This window comes from Halomonas sp. 72 (genome assembly GCF_052379785.1).
Classification (GTDB): Bacteria; Pseudomonadota; Gammaproteobacteria; order Pseudomonadales; family Halomonadaceae; genus Vreelandella; species Vreelandella citrativorans.
The window spans coordinates 163,142-183,088 of the sequence record NZ_JBQSYY010000001.1 but is presented as its reverse complement, the minus strand read 5'-3'; the positions used below and the strand labels follow the sequence as shown (position 1 = coordinate 183,088).

Sequence of the window (19,947 nt, the reverse complement as noted above, 5' to 3'; positions counted from 1 at the left end):
TCTAACTGTTTCTACTTCTATAGGAGCCATTGCAGCTAGCCATGAAAACACCCAAACGATTACAGCCCCTGGTCGATGACGGCCTGATCGATGAGGTGCTGACGCAGTTGATGAGCGGCAAGGAAGCACAGGTTTACGTGGTGCGCTGTGGCGAAGAAGTACGCTGTGCCAAGGTATTTAAAGAGGCAAAACAGCGCAGCTTTAAGCAAGCGGTACAGTACCAGGAAGGGCGTAAAGAGCGTAATAGCCGGCGTGCCCGGGCCATGGCGAAGAAGACCCGCTATGGTCAAAAAGAGCAGGAGCAGGCGTGGCTAACTGCGGAAGTAGACGCGCTTTATCGCCTTGCCGCGGCTGAAGTACGCGTACCCAAGCCTTTCGGTTTTGTGGATGGCGTGCTGCTCATGGAGATGATTACCGATGCCGAGGGCACTGTTGCGCCACGCTTGGATGACGTAACACTGACCCACGAGCAAGCGCTGCGCTATCACGATAAAGTCATCAAGGATGTGGTGCGCATGCTCTGCGCTGGCCTGATCCACGGTGACTTGTCGGAATTTAACGTGCTGGTAGATGCCGAGGGGCCGGTCATTATTGACCTGCCCCAGGCCGTGGATGCTGCTGGTAACAATAGCGCCGCTGCCATGCTAGAGCGTGACGTTAATAACATGCGCGCCTACTTTGGCCACTATGCGCCTGAATTGCTAAAGACCCACTATGGCAAAGAGATGTGGGCGCTTTATGAGGCAGGCGAGCTGCATCCAGAGAGTAAGTTGACCGGCCACTTCGACTTCGACACCCACATCGCCAATGTCGATGAGTTGATGGAAGTGATCGATGACGCCAAAGAAGAAGAGGCTGAGCGTCAGGCGCGGATGCGCGATGACGAGGATGAAGATTAAGCTTATTGGTCGTCAGCGTGGATAATCAGGGCATGGCGTTTTTGGTGACGCTAGCCATGCTCTGAGTAGAACGTCGTTCAGCTATTTTTCTTACCTGTTTAGCATTTCGTCTGCTGTGCCAAGAATATTCTCAACCGTAAAGCCGAAGTGCTTGAACAGCTCACCCGCAGGGGCGGATTCGCCGAACGTGGTCATGCCGATCACACGGCCGTCCAGACCTACATACTTGTACCAGTAGTCGGCATGTGAGGCTTCAATGGCGATGCGCTTGGTGACCGCCCTGGGCAGGACGCTTTCCCGGTACTCGGCGTCCTGACCGTTGAAGCGGTAGGTCGACGGCATGGAGACCACGCGTACTGCTTTGCCCTGTGCTTCAAGCTCGGCGGCAGCGTCCATGGCCAGTCCCACTTCCGAACCGGTGGCGATCAGGATCAGCTCGGGCGTACCGTCGCTGTCTTTCAGCACATACCCGCCACGCTGAATGGAAGCCAGCTGGGCTTTGGTGCGGGCCTGGTGCGGCAGGTTCTGACGCGACAGGATCAGCGCCGTGGGGCCCGAGTGACGCTTGATGGCTGCATCCCAGGCCGCGGCGGTTTCCACCGCGTCACACGGGCGCCAGGTGTTCAGGTTCGGCGTCGTGCGCAGGCTGGTCAACTGCTCAATCGGCTGGTGGGTCGGGCCATCTTCACCCAGGCCAATGGAGTCATGGGTAAATACGTAGATCGCCTGCTGACCCATTAATGCCGCCATGCGAACCGCGTTACGCATGTACTCCATGAAGATCAGGAAGGTTGCGCCGTACGGGACAAAACCACCGTGCAGGGAGATACCGTTCATCACCGCGCCCATGCCGAACTCACGTACGCCATAGTGCAGGTAGTTACCGCTGGCATCTTCCGGCGTAATCGCTTTGGCACCCTTCCAGAAGGTCAGGTTGGACGGCGCAAGGTCCGCACTGCCGCCGAGCAGCTCCGGCATTTTCGGACCAATCACGTTAAGCGCTTCCAGCGACGCTTTACGGGTGGCGATGCTGGCGCCTTTTTCCTGGGCCTGCTCGATGAGGGCTTCGGTCGGTATTTCAGCCGGCAGTTGGCCTTTCATGCGACGCTTGAATTCCTGCGCCTCGGCCGGGAACGCCTCGGCATAGCGGGCAAAGCGTTTTTCCCATTCCTGCTGGCGGGTTTTACCTGCTTCACGCGCATCCCAGCCAGCGTACACGGGCTCGGGAATATGAAACGGCGCGTGGGGCCAGTCCAACTGCTTGCGTGCCAGGGCAACTTCTTCTTCGCCCAGCGGCGCGCCGTGCGACTCTTCCTTGCCCTGCTTGTTGGGCGCCCCGAAACCGATAACCGTTTTACAGATAATCAGGCTGGGCTTGTCATCGTTCTGTTTGGCAAGTGCAATGGCGGCCTGGATCTCTTCCGGCTTGTGACCATCGACATTGGGCACCACGTGCCAGCCGTAGGCTTCAAAGCGCTTGGCGGTATCGTCGGTAAACCAGCCTTCCACTTCCCCATCAATCGAGATGCCGTTGTCGTCGTAGAGCGCAATCAGCTTGCCCAACTGCTGAGTACCCGCCAGCGACGCCGCCTCATGGGAAATGCCTTCCATCAGGCAGCCATCACCCAAAAAGCACCAGGTGTGGTGATCGACAATGGTGTGGCCCGGACGGTTGAACTGCGCTGCCAGGGTTTTTTCGGCAATCGCAAAGCCGACGGCGTTGGCAAACCCCTGACCGAGCGGGCCGGTAGTGGTTTCGATGCCGGGCGCGTAGCCAAATTCCGGATGGCCGGCGGTGGGCGAGTGCAACTGACGGAAGTTCTGAAGTTGTTCCAGGCTTAACTCATAGCCGCTTAAGTGCAGCAAAGAGTAGAGCAGCATTGAGCCGTGGCCATTGGACAGCACGAACCGGTCACGATCGGCCCATTTTGGGTCTTCGGGGTTGTGCTTGAGGTGATCATTCCACAGCACCTCGGCGATATCAGCCATGCCCATGGGGGCGCCAGGGTGGCCGGACTTGGCCTTCTGAACAGCATCCATGGAAAGGGCGCGAATGGCATTGGCGAGGGCAGAGCGATTTTTCATAAGAATCATGCCTTGGTCTTGTTGATTAAATGACACTGCAAGCTATAAGGCGCTACGAGATCAATGACGCCTGGTCCTGTTAGTCGATGTCAACAGCCGAACGCCATCTGCCAGCGAGTGTTCGCTTGTCATTTTTGCTATTTTTAAAATGAACAGTCTGTGATCAAATGATTGGGCAGTTAAGAGTCTTTCGTCAAGCATGGTGACGGAGTTTTTGGATGGATGGTTACTATACAAAAGTATAAGTATTATGCTTCTACAGCTTTTTTGGCTAATAATTTATATTATTCAATCGCTTACCATATTTATGTTTTATCTCTTTTGTATAAGCGCTGACATATACTTTATGTTCTTATGATCAATCTATTTACAAATGATCATCTGGTGGTAGATTGAAGGCACCAGTAGGCGGCTGGATAGAGTGTCTGAATATTTGTTGCTATCGGTCGCCGTGCTTCTATTGCTTGTGCGGAGAGAACCAAAATGTCTAATAAAACGCCTACTCTCAGGGTCGCGATTGGTGGTGATGAGGCTGCTTACGGCTTAAAGGAAATGCTGATTAGCCATGTTCGTGAGCTAGGCTTCGAGGTTGAAGATTTTGGCACGTTTAATGCTGAGCCGGTGCTATATCCTGACGTCGCATTTGAGGTAGCAACGGCCATTAAGGAAGGGCGTTTTGATCGTGGAGTACTGGTTTGTGGGACAGGTATTGGAGTAGCTATTTCTGCTAATAAAGTGCCTGGTATACGGGCTGCTCAAACGCATGATGTTTATTCGGCCGCTAAAGCTCAAACCAGTAACAACGCACAAATCGTGACCCTCGGGGCGAGAGTTGTGGGGCCAGAATTAGCCAAGCTAATTGTCTCCACATTTTTGAGTAATCATTTTTCTGGTGGTGCTTCCGAGTTAAAAATAGCAAAAATTGATGAGTACGAGTCTCGATTAACAACCCGCTAAGCATAAGTTGATGAGATGGCGAGACTGATTAATAGCCAGAAATTAACAATAACACCACTATGCAAGCTGTGATGACGCCGTATGTCTTCACTCCGGAGGTATAATAATGACACGCCTGTTTAATGATCCGAGTGATTTTCCTGAAGAAGCGCGCTTAGGATTAGTGGCTGCTAATCGCGATAAGTTGATGGCCGTACCCGGTGGTGTTGTGCGCAGTACGCGCAGTGAACCCGGTACGGTAGCCGTTGTAATTGGGGGTGGGAGCGGCCACTACCCCACGTTTGCTGGTTTGGTTGGGCAGGGGTTAGCGCATGGCGCCGTCATGGGGAATCTGTTCTGTTCTCCTTCCTCTCAGCAGGTTTACTCAGTGGCTAAAGCAGCCCATAACGGTGGAGGTGTGCTGCTTTCGTTTGGCAACTATGCGGGTGATGTACTGCATTTTGGTGAGGCACGAGAGCGCCTCATTGCCGAGGGCATTCCTTGTGAAATCGTGCTGGTGACTGATGATGTAGCTAGTGCACCGCTAGAAGAGATAGATAAGCGTCGTGGCATTGCGGGGGACTTAACCGTTTTTAAGGCCGCTGCTGCCGCTGCTGAAAACGGCTTGTCGCTTGAAGAAGTCGTCGTGGTGGCGAAAGAGGCAAACCGTTGCACGCGCTCTTTTGGTGTTGCCTTTGAGGGATGCACGCTGCCGGGAGCGGATGATTCCCTTTTCCATGTGCCTGAGGGGAGGATGGCTATTGGGTTGGGGATTCATGGTGAGCCTGGTATTAGTGAGGCTGATGTTCCCACCGCCGATGAACTGGCAGAAATGCTCGTTAATCGATTGCTGCAAGAGGTTCCTGAAGGTATTGCAGTCAGCGGAGCCCGCGTGGCCGTGGTACTTAATGGGTTGGGTACCGTAAAGTACGAAGAGCTATTTGTTATTTATCGCAAAGTCGATGAGCTATTGCAGAGTGTAGGCATACATATTGTAGAGCCGGATGTGGGTGAGCTGGTGACTAGCCTGGACATGGCGGGGGTTTCACTGACATTTTTCTGGCTTGATCAACAAATGGAGCCGCTTTGGACCGCTGCAGCTGATGCGCCTGGCTATCGAAAAGGCAGTGTCAAGCCCGCTGAGGCGTTAGACCCGGCTGAGGTAGAGGTCGTGGTGCAGGATACTATTCCTGAGGCCAGCGAGTCTTCTCGTAAGTTAGCGCGGGGCGTTATCGAGTCGCTGGAGGTCCTTGCCAATACCGTGAACAGCCATTGCGATTTATTGGGTCAGATTGATGCCGTCGCGGGTGACGGCGATCATGGCATCGGTATGCAGCGTGGTAGTAAAGCTGCGCTAGAAGGTGCTAACGAGGCTTTTAATAAGGGTGCAGGCGCGCAAACAGTGCTGCAATGGGCAGGGCAGCGCTGGTCAGATAAAGCGGGCGGTACATCAGGGGCTATCTGGCGGGTGATTTTGAAAGCAATGGGAGAGTCGCTAGGTAATGATAGGCCGCTCTCTGGCCAGCGCCTTGCGGCAGGTGTGATAAGTGCGCGTGATCAGGTAATGGCGTTTGGTAAGGCGGAGTTGGGTGATAAGACGCTCGTTGATGTGCTGGTCCCATTTGCCGATGCTTTATCCAAAGAGGTTGAGAAGAGCGGTGGGCTGGTGGCTTGCTGGGAAGTTGCCGCACGCGCTGCTAGCAAAGCGGCTGACGAAACGGCGAAACTGTTACCCCGAGTGGGGCGGGCACGCCCGTTGGCAGAAAAAAGTCTGGGCACGCGTGATGCAGGGGCTGTTTCGCTCGCGCTGATCATTCAAGCGCTTATCCCTGTATTGAAAAAGTGTGAGCCTAGCTGACATTATACGTTCTCGTGCGAGGTGCTCTTAAGTAGGAGCGCCTCGTTTTTAAGTACGTGCCATGCTTTTAAACAATTCCCGGATGCTGAATGAATAGTCAAGATACTGCTGACATTGACTTGATGACAGAGATTTCGACTCTCTACTATGTACAGGGGGAAACCCAAGAAGCGATCGCTAATCGGCTTGGTCATTCACGAGTACGAATAGGACGTCTGCTTAAAAAGGCACAAGCAGAGGGAATTGTTGATGTTCGAGTACGAGTGCATCCCGCTGTTAGCATTGAAATTGAGCAAGAGCTTAAGCGACGTTTTGGCCTCAAGCGGGCGCTAATTGCCCTGGATAACGCGGACCCAGATGCGCAGCGTTCAGGTGTGGCGAGCCTGGTGGCAGATCACTTATCGCGTAGCTTGATTGATGGCCAGATTGTCGCCGTTGGTATGGGGCGTAATGTAGCCGCCGTGGCAGATAACGTTTTTCAGGCAGAGGTATTAAAGGTTTCTTTTGTCTGTGCAATTGGCGGATCGCTGCGTGCAGGTGAGCATATGAACCCTGATCATATTTGTCGACGCTTGGCGAGCCGGTTTGGCGGCGATAGTGAGACACTTTACGCTCCTGCCTTGGTACAAAACGGCGATGTAAGGGACGCATTGTACGAAAATTCCACTGTTCGCCAGACGCTGGACCGTGCGCGACGCGCCGATACCGCTTTAATTGGCGTGGGCGACGTAAGTGAAGATAGCAATATGGTACGCATGGGATGGTTTTCTGCCCAAGAGATAGCCGAAGCGCGCCTGTCTGGGACGGTGGGGGATATGATGGGTTATGACTTTATCGATATCCACGGTCAGCCTTCTGATACACGCATGCAGGGGCGTGTAGTAGGCCTTAATATTCAGGATCTTACGCGAATTCCCGATGTTATTGCTATCGCTAGTGAGAATACCAAAGCTGTGGGTATTTTGGGTGCGCTTCGCACAGGCGTGATTGATACATTAGCGACCAGCGTCACTAATGCTCATACTATTCTGCGCCTTGATGAAGCGACTCAGCGCAATGTGACATAAGCAGATGCCTATCTATTGGCTTTTTGGCTGGCTTGAACGCCCAATTTATTCAGTTGCTTGGCAGCTTTGGTTATCTGCTTAATCCCTTTTTCAGCCACTTCTTTGTTTATCACTTTGTCCATGGTGTATGCATTTTGGTATGCCAAGGATGTCATGTGTTAGGCGATGCATTTAATAGTCCTATGATCATATGATCGAGGGTGGTTTACGTATTTCTTATATAGGGAGATTTTATGTCTTATAGGATTTTTATTTTTTATTGTTAATAATCAATTTGTTATGGTATTAGTCTAAAGTATTAGCATGAAAAGTTACAATATAAATTGACTCGACTATCCTTAAAGTACTTAACTCATATGTACACGGTGATATCTTTTGTAATGCACGAAAGGTTGTAAACCATAATAAGAGACATTAGGAGTGAGCAATGCGTAATGCCGATAACAACAAGCACGCTGAATTACCACTAACCATGCAAGCTGTCGTGGCCTATGCTCCAGGTGATTATCGTCTTGAGGAGGTTGCTGTTCCAGAGGCGAAAGAGGGAGAAGTGGTGATTAAGGTCGAAGCATGCGGCATCTGCGCAGGTGATCTCAAGGCATACGAAGGCGCACCCAGCTTTTGGGGAGATGATACTCAGCCCGCTTATATAAAGGCTCCTATGATTCCGGGGCATGAGTTTATAGGTCATGTAATGGCATTGGGCGACGGCGTTAAACACTTGGAAATTGGTGATCGCGTTATATCTGAGCAAATTGTGCCCTGCTGGGAATGCAGATTCTGTAACCGGGGTCAGTATTGGATGTGTGAAAAGCATGATGTCTATGGGTTTCAGAACAATGTAAATGGTGGTATGGCTGAATACATGGTCTTCCCCAAAGAAGCCATTAACCATAAGCTCCCCGATGAAATCCCGATGGAAAAAGCGGTCCTCATTGAACCCTATGCTTGTTCACTGCATGCCGTTAAACGTGCACAGGTGGAGCTGGGTGATGTCGTGGTTCTCTCCGGTGCAGGTACGCTTGGGTTAGGGATGATCGGCGCGATTAAAAAATCCGGCCCTTCGAAACTGGTAGTCCTGGATCTCAATAATAAACGGCTAGAGCTTGCCAAAGAATTTGGTGCGGACATCGTTCTGAATCCAGCTGAGGTTAATGTTGTCGACTATGTGAAAAGTATTACAGAGGGATACGGCTGCGATATTTATATTGAGGCTACGGGAGCAGTTAAGTCGGTAGAGCAGGGGCTTTATATGATTCGTAAACTTGGGCGGTTTGTTGAGTTTAGTGTTTTTAAAGAACCTGTTACTGTTGATTGGAGTATTATTAGTGACCGTAAAGAGCTGGATATATTGGGTGCTCATTTAGGTCCCTATTGCTACCCATTGGTTATTGAAGGTATTGGTAATAATGATTTTCCGACGGATCGTGTAGTAACTCATAAGCTTCCATTGAATAAATTTCATGAGGGGCTGGATCTTATGCGCAATGATCCCGATGCATTAAAAGTGGTGTTAATTCCAGACTGGAAGTAAGCCATTAAAGATTTTTATCATAAGCATAATAATATGCCGGAGTGACCATGTCAGCGACATTAAATTCGTTGCCCGCTAACAAGCGTATAAAGGTTTATGTGGTAGGTGTTTGTGCCATAGCGCTTATTGTGTTAATGGCATTTGATACCAAAATTGTAAGCCTGACCGAGCTTGAGAGTGAAATGGGGTTTTCACCAGAAAACTTTGCACAACAAAGCTTTCCTGAGATTAAAGAGTACGTAGAAACCAATGCAGTAGAAGCAACCGTGTTGGCGCCAGAGGCTCTTGAAAGTGCCGTTGCGTCAGGAGAGAAATACGGTATTCCATCTGGTATTGGCCATATTATACCGGTGACTTTAACAGGCGTGGCTGTAGACGAAAAGTCGGGCATTTATACCGTTAATGTCGCTGGTATGTCCGATGAAATTGTTGTTCGGGTACAAGCTGGGTCGGCGATTAATGGCACCGCGCTTCGCGATACCACTGGGGATATTCAGTTTAGTGATTTCACCAACCAGATTGAATATCAAAATGCAGGTGCTGCTTTAAATGAAGAAATGAAGCGTCAGATACTTTCGGAAATGGCAGGGCAGGATTTAACGGGAAAAACTTTAGTGATCGCTGGCTCCTTTAACATGATTAATCCAAAGAACTGGCTAATTACTCCGGTGAGCATAGCGATCACTGACTAAGGAGTAGCTATGTATAACAATCAGAAATCGACAGCTAAAACGACTTCACGTGAGGTGATCCTTTCTGCACGTAATATTGAAAAACGTTTTGGTGCAGTGCAAGCCCTTAAAGAAGTCAATTTCGATATACACCGAGGGCTGGTGACTACGCTTTTTGGCGAAAATGGGGCGGGAAAATCTACACTGATGAAAATTTTGTCTGGCGTCATCCCTCAGACAGCTGGAGATATTGTTCTTGAAGGAAAAAACGTTTGCTTTTCTTCACCATCTGATGCGGAAGCATTAGGTATTACTATCATTCACCAAGAGCTAAGTTTGGCTCCTAATTTGAATGTCCGCGATAACATCTTCATGGGGCGTGAGCTTACTAAAGTTAGTGGTAGCGTCGACTATAGCGAAGAGGCACGTCAGGCTGAGCTATTAATGAAAGAGTTGGATGAGCCCATTCATCCCTTAACGCCGGTCGAAGATCTGCGTGTTGGTCAACAACAGATCGTTGAAATTGCTAGAGCGCTGTCCAAAAAATCCCGCATTCTCATCATGGATGAGCCGACTTCTGCATTAAGCGCGTCGGAGGTCGAGACACTGTTCAAAGTAGTCCGGGATCTCAAAAGCAAGGGTGTATCGATTGTCTATATCTCACACCACTTAGAGGAAGCGCTGCAGATTACAGATCATGCTGTTGTTCTGCGTGATGGCGTTATGACCGCCTATGCCCCGCGCTGCGAAATCGACCTTCAGTGGATTGTAAGGCACATGGTGGGCGAGAGCTTTGATCTTGGCTCACCCCCGGAAGGGTATGAGCAAGGAGGCATAGCGCTTTCTATTCAGCACCTTTGCGTAAGTGACGATAATGTCGCAGATCGCTATGTGGTGGATGACTTGTCACTTGATGTTCGTGCGGGAGAAATAGTCTGTATTTATGGATTGATGGGGGCAGGAAGAACAGAGCTACTAGAGTGTGTTGCTGGGCGAGTACGGCAGTCGGAGGGGAAAATACGACTCCAGTCACAAGAGATATCGCATTACAACATTGCACAGCGAATAGAAAGAGGTTTGGTGCTAGTACCGGAGGACCGCCAACGGGATGGATTGGTGGCAACCATGACAGTCGGGCGTAATTTGTCGCTGGCTAGCATCAATGCATTTACTCGCAAAGGACTTACTTCATCCAGCTTAGAGGAGGGAATGGTTGCTTCAGCCATCAATAAGGTACATATCAAAACAGATGGTGGTGAGGCTGAAATTGGCTCATTGTCTGGAGGCAATCAGCAGAAAGTTGTTATCGGTAAAATGCTGGCAACCAATCCTGACGTCTTCATGCTTGATGAACCGAGCCGAGGTATTGATATTGGCGCGAAAGCAGAGGTCTTCAAGCTGCTCAGTGAAGGGGCGCGCGAGGGCTTGGCAGTCGTTTTTACAACATCTGAAGTAAGCGAGTGCTTAAGCATACCGCATAGGGTTGTAGTGATGAGCAAGGGGCGAATCTCTGCTGAATTCGGGCCTGGCGTATCGAAGGAAGAAATTATGGCCGCTTCAGGCGAATCAGTTGCCGCGTGAGTATTCAATCGGATAGGTGATTAACATGTCTCATTACAACAACGGATCACGAGTCAAAAAGGGCAATATTGATATCATCAAGATATTATTGGAAGGAAGGGCCTTTTTTGCATTGATCGCGATTATTATCGTCTTCTCTATTCTCTCGCCTGTTTATTTCTCGACAGGCAATTTTTTGACGATGTCCTCGCACGTAGCTGTTTTCGGTTTGCTAGGTATAGGAATGCTGTTTGTCATCCTAACAGGCGGTATAGATTTGTCGGTAGGCTCTACGTTGGCGCTGTGCGGAGTATTTGCCGGCATGCTGCTAGAAGGGGTTGAGATTGAGGCGCTTAATTTAGCGTTCTTTCCCTCCGTGTGGGTTGTTGTAGTGCTTACGTGTTTACTAGGTGGGCTAGTCGGTAGTATTAACGGTGTTCTGGTTGCCTATTTTAAAGTGCCTGCTTTTGTTGCCACATTGGGCATGTTGTATGTTGCTCGTGGGGCAGCGCTGTTGCTGACTGATGGCCTGACTTTTAATCGCTTGAGTGGTGATCCTGCATTAGGTAATACGGGGTTCGAGTGGCTTGGTTTTAACAAATTATTGGGTATTCCTGTGGGGGTTCTGATCCTCTTTTTTGTGGCTATTGTGTGCATGCTGGCGCTAAGTCGCACACCGTTTGGCCGCTGGGTCTACTCAACGGGTGGTAATGCAAGGGCGGCAGAGTTATCAGGTGTGCCTGTTAATAGAGTGAAGCTCTCTGTTTACATTATTTCCGGTGTATGCGCTGCCTTGGCTGGGATTGTTCTTGCCTCTCAATTAACGTCAGCAGGGCCCACTGCAGGAACAACCTATGAATTAACGGCAATCGCTGCAGTCGTTATAGGGGGGGCTTCACTAATGGGTGGGCGCGGCTCAGTAAGAAATACTCTGCTGGGTGCATTTGTAATTGGCTTCCTGGCAGATGGCCTGGTAATCGTTGGGGTTTCTGCCTACTGGCAAATGGTGTTTACAGGAAGTGTTATTGTTTTTGCCGTCATGCTTAATAACATTCAGTACAGTGCCAAAAATAAGTCTTCTAAAAAGTTAGAGACAAAACAAATAGATTCAAAAGATAAAAGTTCTGAAGCAACAGCCGCTTAGCGTGGTTTTGCTTAGAAGTATGGCCTGCGAAGGACTACGCAGAAGTTCTAATAATCATAACTATGAGGTGATGTATGTTTCCAAAAAGTAAAAAGCTAGCTCTAACAGCGCTTGCCAGCATGTCAATGCTAGTAAGTGGCTCTATTGTAGCTCAGGATAAAGGGCTAATATCTATTATCGTGAATGATATGTCTAACCCCTACTGGCAAACAGAAGGAGCAATTGCTGAGCGCACCGCACAAGAATTAGGATACACAGCGAATGTCAGCTCACATGTAGGTGATACAAATACGGAAAGTAATCAGGTTGATACGGCTATTACCAATGGGGCTGAGGCTATAATTTTGGATCCTGCTAATGCAGATGGCTCCATTGGCGCTGTCCGAAGGGCTGTCGATGCAGGTATTCCTGTATTTATAATTAATGCTGAGATAAATGAACAAGGATTAGCTAAGGCTCAGTTAGTTTCAAACAACGCTCAGGGGGCTGCGTTAGGTGCGCAAGAGTGGGCAATGCAGTTGAACGGGGAAGGGACCTATATAGAATTAGAAGGTCCGCCTTCAGATAATAATGCAGCAACACGCTCTAATGGGTATGAGACTGTCCTGAGCCAGTATCCTGATCTAACCCAAGTAGCCTCTGACATCGCTAATTGGGATCGTACCCAAGGGCGCAATAAGATGCAGAGTATGCTGCGTTCTCACCCAGATATTAATGGTGTCATTAGCGGTAACGATGAAATGGCACTAGGGGCTATTGTGGCTCTCAAACAAGAGGGCCTGCTTGACGGTGTGTTAGTTGGTGGGTTCGATGGTTCACCTGATGCCGTTGATGCAGTTCGTTCTGGTGAGTTGTCTTATACTGTATTGCAGCCTGTAGCTGTCTTTGCAGAAGATGCCGTCAGAATTGCTGATAATTATATTAGTACTGGCGAAACTGGCTTGGACAATGAAAAGCAGCTGTATGACTGTATTCTTATTACACCAGATAATGTTGATGACTATATCGCACCCTTTGTACTAAAAGGATAGATGATCAGAAAGTGACCTAAAGGCCAGCCAGTTTTATACTGGCTGGCCTTTTTAATAAAGAGAAGAGTTGATGATTTATAATTATGGTTCAATTAATATCGATTATATTTATCACGTTCCTTATTTTGTTCGTCCCGGAGAAACACTTGGGTGCGATGAACACAGTGTAGGGTTAGGTGGTAAGGGGGCAAATCAATCGCTGTCAATAGCACGCGCTAATGGTATGGTAAGCCATTGGGGTAGAGTGTCTTTAAAAGATACTTGGGCGGTTGAAGAGCTGAAAAGTGCAGGAGTAGATGTATGTGATATAGAGTTAACCCAGCAGCCTAGTGGACATGCTATTGTTCAGATTGATGAGCAAGGGGAGAATTCTATAATTTTGTTCCCTGGTGTTAATCACGGTGCTGAAAAAGAACGTTTGGCATTGTTGCTATCCAAGGTTAAGTCGGGAGATATGCTGCTTATTCAAAACGAGTGTGATGGGCTTGGCTATATTATTCCGCTTGCAGCTAGCCGTGGTTGTAACGTTATATTTAATCCCGCACCCATGACCGCAGATATATCAAAACTACCCTTGGATCAATGCAAGTTACTTTTTTTTAATCGCACTGAAGCCGCTTCTTTATTAGAAATGCCGATAAAGTCGAGCGCATCAGATTTGCTCAGAAAGTTAAGGGATAAATTGGGCAGTACCGAGATAGTACTGACCTTGGGAAGCGAGGGCGCATGGTATTCATATAATAGTAAAACTTATTTTCAAGCCGCTTTACCGGTGAGAGCTATTGATACCACAGCGGCAGGTGATACCTTTGTGGGCTATTTTCTCGCAGCTCGCCAGGCGGGCGCTGAGCCACTTGAGTGCCTCAAAAGAGCAACGGCAGCCGCCGCGTTAGCCGTTCAGTACCGAGGTGCTGCCAGCAGTATTCCAAGGGCAGAAGAAGTCGATCGGTTGATGCGGCAAGAAGGGATATAAAGTGCTTTTTTAATATTTTGATGGCTAAGATTTATCCGCCCTGTACACACGTAGGGATGCGGCCACCAATGTGTATTGGTGGCTAACATTAATTGGATGCGATGATATTCCGCTCGTTGGCTTTTTATTTTTTTCGCTGATCTTCCGGTCTTTTTCTTCCTCTCAGTATTTCCACATCCTGGGTTTGAGTGTGTGTTTATCTCGTACATGCTCAGACCTTGAGAGCACCCTGCCTTTCTCTCTGCGCTTCGCCATTGGTTGACCATTTGTCCATGGTTTTATTTATATTGCCTGCGGCTGTTGATACGGCATTGATTTGGCGCGTCTGTTTTATATAGTAAGGCAGTGTTTTTCGTTTATCTTTTTGTTTTTGTTGGACTTTTATATGGTTTTTTATTGTTCTGTTTTTTATATTTATTAAATTTAATGTTATTTATCATAGACTAAAGTTCTGTTTCGAGGAATATAAATTGCCTTTATCTTCAATTGGTCAACCAATTGGAGGTGACTTGCATGAGTCAAACAGCTACCGCATCGAAAGCCAGTACCGTAAAAGCGCTTCGACAGCGGGCTTATAGTATTCGCCGCCACGCTCTTCGTATGGGCGAAGTGCAAGGTCAGGGCTATGTGGGTCAAGCTCTGGGAATCGCCGATGTGCTGGCCGTTTCCTACTTTCACGCTTTAAAAATCGACCCTAAAAATCCTGAATGGGAAGAGCGGGATCGCTTTCTGCTGTCCATTGGCCACTATGCCATCGCTCTTTATGCCGCTCTGATTGAGGCAGGCGTTATCAGTGAAGACGAAATTGAAGACTACGGCAGTGATGACAGCATCCTGCCCATGTCCGGCATGGCTGCTTATACCCCGGGCATGGAAATCACCGGCGGCTCCTTGGGGCACGGTTTAGGTATCGGTGTTGGCATGGCGCTTGGACTTAAGCGCAAACAGAGCACTTCACGGATTTTTAATCTGTTATCCGATGGTGAGTTGAACGAAGGCTCCACTTGGGAAGCGGTAGCCTCAGCGGCGCACTGGAAGCTGGATAACCTGATTGCCATCGTTGATGTTAACGACCAGCAAGCCGACGACAAGTCTTCAATGGTGCTTAATTACGAGCCCGTCGCAGATAAGTGGACGGCGTTTGGCTGGGAAACCTACCGCGTTGATGGCAACGATCTTGAAGCCGTACTTGAAGCCTTCGATAGCGCCTTGGCAAGTAACTCCGACAAGCCCCGCGTGATCATTTGCGACACCTTGATGGGCCGCGGCGTGCCTTTTTTGGAAAAACGGGATAAGAACCACTTTATTCGTGTGGATGAAAACGAATGGAGCGTGGCGCTCAAAGAGCTTGATGACGTTTACGGTATCCAGTCAGGGGAGAAATAAGATGAGCGCCAAGAAGAAGCTTAAAACATCGGCCATGATCGCCTCCATTGCGGGGGAAGACCAGCCGACTACCTCGGCGCCGTTTGGCCACGCGCTGGTCGAGGCCGCCGGTAAAAACGACAAGATCGTCGGTATGACCGCGGACTTGGGCAAGTACACCGACCTGCATATTTTCGCCAAGGCCTACCCGGATCGTTATTACCAGATGGGTATGGCCGAGCAGCTTTTGATGATGGCCGGTGCCGGTATGGCTCGCGAAGGCTTCATTCCCTTCGTGACCACCTATAGCGTATTCGCCTCGCGCCGCGCCTATGATTTTATCTGCCTGGCGATTGCCGAAGAGAATCTTAACGTCAAGATCGTCGGCGGCTTGCCTGGCCTGACCACCGGCTACGGCCCGAGCCACCAGGCCACCGAAGATGTTGCCATCTTTCGCGGCATGCCGAACCTGACGATCGTCGACCCGTGTGATGCGGTCGATATCGAGCAGTCCGTTCAGGCGATGGTGGATTTCAACGGCCCGGTATATCTGCGCCTGCTGCGGGGCAAGGTGCCGCGCGTGCTGGACCGCTTCGAAGGTTACAAGTTCGAAATTGGCAAGGCCAAGCAACTGATCGACGGTAAAGACGCCCTGATTATCTCCTCAGGCCTGATGACTATGCGGGCTATCGAGGCTTCCGACGAGCTCAAGGAGAAAGGCAAAGAGGTGGGCGTGCTGCACTGTGCCACCATCAAGCCGCTGGATACCCAGACTATTCTGGAAGAAGTGCGCCGCCACCCGGACCGCCCCGTCTTCGTCGCCGAGAACCACTCGGTAGTAGGCGGCTTGGGTGAAAGCGTGGCCTTGCTTCTAATGAAAGAGGGTGTGGCCGTCAAGTTCTACCAGATCGGCCTGCCGGATGAGTTTTTGGATGCCGGTGCGTTGCCCACCCTACATGACCGCTACGGTATTTCTACCAAGGAGGTAGTCAAAACCATTGAGCAACATGTTGCTGTAAACGTTAATTGATTCAGAAGCTTAATACGCTAGTTACAACTTACAACAAATAATCGAATTGAGAGAAACGTCATGAAAAAAACTGTTCTTGCTACTGCCATCGCCGGCGCTGTTTTCTTTGCAGGCAGTGCCACCGCCCAGCAGACCCTTCAGTTAACGCATAATGCGGCAGAGGGAAACCCCAAATGGGAGGCATCCGAGCTTTTTGCCGAATTGGTTGAGGAGAAAACCGATGGTGAGTTGATAGTTGATGTTGGTGGTAATGCCCAGTACGGCGACGATATGGAAGCCTTGACGCTCATGCGTATGGGGACTCTGGCGTTCAGTACCAATAGCCAAGGCGCAACCTCCAGCGTAGTGCCTCAATTCTCCGTGCTGGGTCTGCCTTTTCTCTTCGACTCGCTGCCCGCCGCTTGGGAGGTCATGGATGGTGAAGTGGGTGCGGAGCTGAAACGCTTGGCCGAAGAGCAGAACCTGGTACTGCTTGGGCTGTGGGATAATGGAATTCGTCACGTCAGCAACAACGTACGCCCGATTGAGACCCCGGAAGACCTGCGAGGCTTGAAGATTCGCACGCCGCCGGATGAAATGACGGTGGATATCTTTGAGGCGTTGGAAGCCAATCCTACCCCCATGAATTTCTCCGAGCTTTACATCGCGCTTGAACAGGGTGTGGTAGACGGCCAGGAAAATCCTTTGATGAATACCTACTCGTCAAGGCTCCATGAAGTTCAGGATTATATCTCGCTGACCGGGCATAAATATGAGTCCACACCACTTCTGATGAGCAAGATGATGTGGGACATGCTCTCTGCTGAGCAGCAGCAGGCGGTCCAGGAAGCGGCTGACGAGGCAGGTGAATTCAATCGCCAGGCTTCTCTTGAAGCGGATGAGCGGCTTCGTAGCTTGATCGAAGATGCCGGTGTGAATATTAATGAGGTTGATAAGGCGCCTTTTGTCGAAGCGACCTCCTCTGTTTACGATCTGTGGCGGGAAGAATATCCAGAGCTTGTGGATATGGTAGTTAACGCCGCTCAAAACGAGCAGCAGTAACGAACCGGAGGGGTTTTTCATGACGCTCTCAGACGAGAGCCGCAACAGCGAAGCCGGCTTACCGGCTTCGCTGTTAATCGGCTCGAAGAACTTGATTTATCAAGTATCCAAGTGGTTGGCGATCATTTCGATCGTGACCATTTTCGTGTCCCTGCTCTCTGGGGTGGTCGTTCGCTATCTTTTCTCGACAAACCTTGGCTGGGCGACGGAAATTCCCAACCTGTTCTTTCCTTGGTTAACGATGGGCGCCATTGTGGCGGCTGCGGCTAGAAACGAGCATATCGGGATTGAGCTGGTGGTGGAGAAGCTACCAAGGCTACCCCGGAAAGTTGTGACACTCACTGTGAATGTGATCGCGCTGGTGGCCTTCAGCACTATGGCTTATCACGGCTTGAATGTGGTGGAGATTGCAGGCGGACAGCGCTTTCCCATTACGCGTCTTGGCATGTCTTGGGCGTATTGGTCGGTGGTTGCTGGGTTTGCAGGGCTCGCGCTTGTCTCGCTGATCAATAGTGCATTGGTTCTGGTGGGCGGTGAGGAGCAGTCCGACCCGCAGGTATCGCACGGGGAGGAAGGAATATGACAGTTCAAATGCTAGTGGCGTTTGTTCTTTTCTTGCTGATGGCAATGCCCGTGGGGTATTCGCTAGTCATTAGCGGTTGGGCGGCATTGTCGGTCTTCGGGCCCATGCCTTCCAGTATGGCGCTGATGAAGATTTTTCAACCAACGCAGAGCTTCCCACTTCTGGCGATTCCTTTCTTCATTCTGTCCGGTAGCCTGATGATGTCGGGCAAACTCGGCCAGAAACTGGTCGGGTTGGCTTCGATGCTGGTGGGCAAGTATCCTGGCGGGCTGGGCCAAGTCAGCGTAGTTGGTTCGACGGTGTTCGGCGGGGTATCCGGCTCGTCCGTAGCGGAAGCTTCGGCGCTGGGTTCAATGCTCATTCCTTGGCAGAAACGCGAAGGCTACCCCGGTGCGTTCGGCGCAGCGGTCACCTCGGCTTCCTCGGTCATCGCCGGGCTAATGCCTCCGTCGATTCCACTGATTCTGTTTGCCACGGTGTCCAACAGCTCGATTGCCTCATTGTTTATTGCCGCTGTGATTCCCGCCCTGATGCTGGCGGCCGGTATGATGCTGGCTTGTTATTTTGTGGGCAAGCGCCGTGGGTTTCCTCGTCTTAAGCTCAAGCACACGCGTGCCGAGATGCGCAGCACGCTGTTTACCGCACTACCTGCACTGTTGATGCCTGTTTTTATTGTCGTACTGCTAAGAGCCGGTATTGCCACGCCCACCGAGGTCAGCATTATCGCTGTGGCTTACGCGCTGATGGTCAGCGGTATCATCTATCGCGACTTGACCGGCGAGCGGGTGATGGCCGCACTGGCCAATACGGTGATCACCACCGGTATCGTGATGCTAATAATCGCGGCGGCCAATATCATCGCCTATATCTTGACCTCGGGTGGTGTGCCGCAAGCCGTGGCCCAGTGGGCCGTCGAGTATCTTCAACACCCGATTCTGATCATTTTGGCGATCAATTTGCTCCTGCTGTTAATCGGCATGTTCTTGGATCTACCCGCTGCGATCCTGCTACTGGGACCCACGCTCGTTTCCATTGCCAACGCGATCGGCCTGGATCTGGTGCAGCTTGGCATCATGATGTGCGTGAATCTGAGTATCGGTCTGTTTACACCGCCCATCGGCACTACGCTGTTCGTCTCAGCGGCGATTGCCCGTGAGCGCATCGGCGCGGTCGTCAAGGAGCTCGCTCCGTTCTATCTGGTGGCCATTATCGTGCTGTTGCTGGTCTCTTATATACCGGCACTGATCATCTACTGAGGTTTGGCATGCATAACATTGCTTTTGCAGGACTCGGCGCCATGGGGCGCCCCATGGCCACGAACTTGAAAAACGCCGGTTTCAGCGTGTTGGGGGTCGATGCCTTCGAGCAGGTGGAAACCGTCTTCAACGGCCAGACCACGACAGATGAGACGAAGCACCGCCACTTGAGCGAAAGTGAGGCGCTTTTCATCATGGTGGTAAACGCCGAGCAGGTACGCGCCGTGCTGTTTGGTAACCCAACGGATGACGAAGCTTCGAGCGTGATTAGTTCGCTGAAAGAGGGCGCCTGCATCGTGCAGATGTCGACCATCGCGCCGGACGACGCCGCTGGTATCGCCAGCGAAGTGGCGGCGGTGCGTCCAGACCTTCACTACGTCGACGCGCCGGTGTCCGGTGGCGTGGTGGGCGCCCAAGCCGGCCAATTGACCATCATGGCCGCTGGCAGCGAGGAAGCTCTTGGCCGATGCTCGAAAGCGTTTGATGTGATGGGAAAGGCGGTGTTCGTCGCCGGGCCCACGCCGGGCCAGGGGGCGGCCATGAAAGCCGTCAATCAGCTGCTGTGCGGCGTGCATATTGCCGCGGCCGCCGAGGCGCTGTCGCTTGCTGAAAAGAGCGGCATCGAGGCGTCGGTCATGCTTTCGATGGTGCAGGGCTCGGCCGCTTCGAGCTGGATGCTGGGCGACCGCGGCCCACGCATGATTGCCGAACCCGGCGAGGTTACCAGCGTCGTCGATATCTTCTGTAAGGACATGGGCATTGTCTGCGACTCCGCCAAGGGCGCCAAAGCGTTCACGCCGCTGGCGGAAGCCGCCCGGCAGATGTTCGTGGCAAGCTCCGAGCGGGGGGAGGGCAAGCTTGATGATAGCCAGGTCATCCGCACCTACCGACTGCTCAACGGCAAGGGATGAGGC

17 protein-coding genes are annotated in these 19,947 nt (G+C 50.9%); 16 read left to right on the top strand and 1 reads right to left on the bottom strand.

Going from position 1 to position 19,947, the window contains the following annotated elements; all coding sequences use genetic code 11:
• Window positions 1–41 precede the first annotated feature (41 nt).
• Entirely contained in the window at window positions 42–899 is an 858-nt protein-coding gene (locus ACT3T6_RS00880; protein ID WP_193054535.1) for a PA4780 family RIO1-like protein kinase, read from the top strand.
• Window positions 900–989: 90 nt separating this feature from the next.
• On the opposite strand, the gene tkt is transcribed toward ACT3T6_RS00880, so the two are convergent.
• Window positions 990–2,984, bottom strand: a complete 1,995-nt coding sequence (gene tkt / locus ACT3T6_RS00875) for a transketolase (protein ID WP_193056781.1) — start codon at window positions 2,982–2,984, stop codon at window positions 990–992.
• 483 nt (window positions 2,985–3,467) lie between these two features.
• Between tkt and ACT3T6_RS00870 the strand changes: the two genes are divergently transcribed.
• From ACT3T6_RS00870 to ACT3T6_RS00800, 15 genes are all read left to right on the top strand, one after another.
• Complete coding sequence (locus tag ACT3T6_RS00870; RefSeq protein ID WP_193054755.1) at window positions 3,468–3,941, top strand: RpiB/LacA/LacB family sugar-phosphate isomerase; 474 nt, start codon at window positions 3,468–3,470, stop codon at window positions 3,939–3,941.
• Between the two features lie 106 nt (window positions 3,942–4,047).
• A complete protein-coding gene (locus ACT3T6_RS00865; RefSeq protein WP_193054756.1) occupies window positions 4,048–5,778 on the top strand; it encodes a dihydroxyacetone kinase family protein in 1,731 nt (576 codons plus the stop codon).
• An 89-nt stretch (window positions 5,779–5,867) separates the two neighbouring features.
• Window positions 5,868–6,845, top strand: a complete 978-nt coding sequence (locus ACT3T6_RS00860) for a sugar-binding transcriptional regulator (RefSeq protein WP_193054757.1) — start codon at window positions 5,868–5,870, stop codon at window positions 6,843–6,845.
• 427 nt (window positions 6,846–7,272) lie between these two features.
• The gene (locus tag ACT3T6_RS00855; protein ID WP_193054758.1) at window positions 7,273–8,379 is read left to right on the top strand and encodes an MDR/zinc-dependent alcohol dehydrogenase-like family protein; all 1,107 of its coding nucleotides are present in this window, start codon (window positions 7,273–7,275) and stop codon (window positions 8,377–8,379) included.
• Between the two features lie 47 nt (window positions 8,380–8,426).
• Entirely contained in the window at window positions 8,427–9,071 is a 645-nt protein-coding gene (locus tag ACT3T6_RS00850) for a DUF2291 family protein (protein ID WP_193054759.1), read from the top strand.
• A 9-nt stretch (window positions 9,072–9,080) separates the two neighbouring features.
• Window positions 9,081–10,631: a sugar ABC transporter ATP-binding protein gene (locus tag ACT3T6_RS00845; protein ID WP_193054760.1), complete on the top strand. Its 1,551-nt coding sequence runs from the start codon at window positions 9,081–9,083 to the stop codon at window positions 10,629–10,631.
• Between the two features lie 25 nt (window positions 10,632–10,656).
• Window positions 10,657–11,754: an ABC transporter permease gene (locus ACT3T6_RS00840; protein WP_193054761.1), complete on the top strand. Its 1,098-nt coding sequence runs from the start codon at window positions 10,657–10,659 to the stop codon at window positions 11,752–11,754.
• Between the two features lie 74 nt (window positions 11,755–11,828).
• A complete protein-coding gene (locus ACT3T6_RS00835; RefSeq protein WP_193054762.1) occupies window positions 11,829–12,785 on the top strand; it encodes a D-ribose ABC transporter substrate-binding protein in 957 nt (318 codons plus the stop codon).
• Window positions 12,786–12,855: 70 nt separating this feature from the next.
• Complete coding sequence (locus ACT3T6_RS00830; protein ID WP_193054763.1) at window positions 12,856–13,758, top strand: ribokinase; 903 nt, start codon at window positions 12,856–12,858, stop codon at window positions 13,756–13,758.
• Window positions 13,759–14,271: 513 nt separating this feature from the next.
• The gene (locus ACT3T6_RS00825; RefSeq protein ID WP_193054764.1) at window positions 14,272–15,144 is read left to right on the top strand and encodes a transketolase; all 873 of its coding nucleotides are present in this window, start codon (window positions 14,272–14,274) and stop codon (window positions 15,142–15,144) included.
• A 1-nt stretch (window position 15,145) separates the two neighbouring features.
• Entirely contained in the window at window positions 15,146–16,153 is a 1,008-nt protein-coding gene (locus tag ACT3T6_RS00820) for a transketolase family protein (protein WP_193054765.1), read from the top strand.
• Between the two features lie 60 nt (window positions 16,154–16,213).
• Window positions 16,214–17,194, top strand: a complete 981-nt coding sequence (locus ACT3T6_RS00815) for a TRAP transporter substrate-binding protein (RefSeq protein WP_193054766.1) — start codon at window positions 16,214–16,216, stop codon at window positions 17,192–17,194.
• Between the two features lie 19 nt (window positions 17,195–17,213).
• Window positions 17,214–17,777, top strand: coding sequence for a TRAP transporter small permease (locus ACT3T6_RS00810; RefSeq protein ID WP_193054767.1), 564 nt, complete (start codon window positions 17,214–17,216; stop codon window positions 17,775–17,777).
• The gene (locus tag ACT3T6_RS00805) at window positions 17,774–19,033 is read left to right on the top strand and encodes a TRAP transporter large permease (RefSeq protein WP_193054768.1); all 1,260 of its coding nucleotides are present in this window, start codon (window positions 17,774–17,776) and stop codon (window positions 19,031–19,033) included. Before ACT3T6_RS00810 ends, ACT3T6_RS00805 begins: the two co-directional genes overlap by 4 nt.
• A gap of 8 nt (window positions 19,034–19,041) precedes the next feature.
• Complete coding sequence (locus tag ACT3T6_RS00800; protein WP_193054769.1) at window positions 19,042–19,944, top strand: NAD(P)-dependent oxidoreductase; 903 nt, start codon at window positions 19,042–19,044, stop codon at window positions 19,942–19,944.
• Window positions 19,945–19,947 lie beyond the last annotated feature (3 nt).

Bases quoted from the DNA above. Each gene is read 5' to 3' on its own strand.
- ACT3T6_RS00805 (WP_193054768.1), top strand. From the start codon at position 17,774: ATGACAGTTCAAATGCTAGTGGCGTTTGTTCTTTTCTTGCTGATGGCA.
- ACT3T6_RS00840 (WP_193054761.1), top strand. From the start codon at position 10,657: ATGTCTCATTACAACAACGGATCACGAGTCAAAAAGGGCAATATTGAT.
- ACT3T6_RS00815 (WP_193054766.1), top strand. From the start codon at position 16,214: ATGAAAAAAACTGTTCTTGCTACTGCCATCGCCGGCGCTGTTTTCTTT.
- ACT3T6_RS00810 (WP_193054767.1), top strand. From the start codon at position 17,214: ATGACGCTCTCAGACGAGAGCCGCAACAGCGAAGCCGGCTTACCGGCT.
- tkt (WP_193056781.1), bottom strand. From the start codon at position 2,984: ATGAAAAATCGCTCTGCCCTCGCCAATGCCATTCGCGCCCTTTCCATG.
- ACT3T6_RS00825 (WP_193054764.1), top strand. From the start codon at position 14,272: ATGAGTCAAACAGCTACCGCATCGAAAGCCAGTACCGTAAAAGCGCTT.
- ACT3T6_RS00845 (WP_193054760.1), top strand. From the start codon at position 9,081: ATGTATAACAATCAGAAATCGACAGCTAAAACGACTTCACGTGAGGTG.
- ACT3T6_RS00855 (WP_193054758.1), top strand. From the start codon at position 7,273: ATGCGTAATGCCGATAACAACAAGCACGCTGAATTACCACTAACCATG.
- ACT3T6_RS00870 (WP_193054755.1), top strand. From the start codon at position 3,468: ATGTCTAATAAAACGCCTACTCTCAGGGTCGCGATTGGTGGTGATGAG.
- ACT3T6_RS00850 (WP_193054759.1), top strand. From the start codon at position 8,427: ATGTCAGCGACATTAAATTCGTTGCCCGCTAACAAGCGTATAAAGGTT.
- ACT3T6_RS00835 (WP_193054762.1), top strand. From the start codon at position 11,829: ATGTTTCCAAAAAGTAAAAAGCTAGCTCTAACAGCGCTTGCCAGCATG.
- ACT3T6_RS00830 (WP_193054763.1), top strand. From the start codon at position 12,856: ATGATTTATAATTATGGTTCAATTAATATCGATTATATTTATCACGTT.
- ACT3T6_RS00860 (WP_193054757.1), top strand. From the start codon at position 5,868: ATGAATAGTCAAGATACTGCTGACATTGACTTGATGACAGAGATTTCG.
- ACT3T6_RS00820 (WP_193054765.1), top strand. From the start codon at position 15,146: ATGAGCGCCAAGAAGAAGCTTAAAACATCGGCCATGATCGCCTCCATT.
- ACT3T6_RS00880 (WP_193054535.1), top strand. From the start codon at position 42: ATGAAAACACCCAAACGATTACAGCCCCTGGTCGATGACGGCCTGATC.
- ACT3T6_RS00800 (WP_193054769.1), top strand. From the start codon at position 19,042: ATGCATAACATTGCTTTTGCAGGACTCGGCGCCATGGGGCGCCCCATG.
- ACT3T6_RS00865 (WP_193054756.1), top strand. From the start codon at position 4,048: ATGACACGCCTGTTTAATGATCCGAGTGATTTTCCTGAAGAAGCGCGC.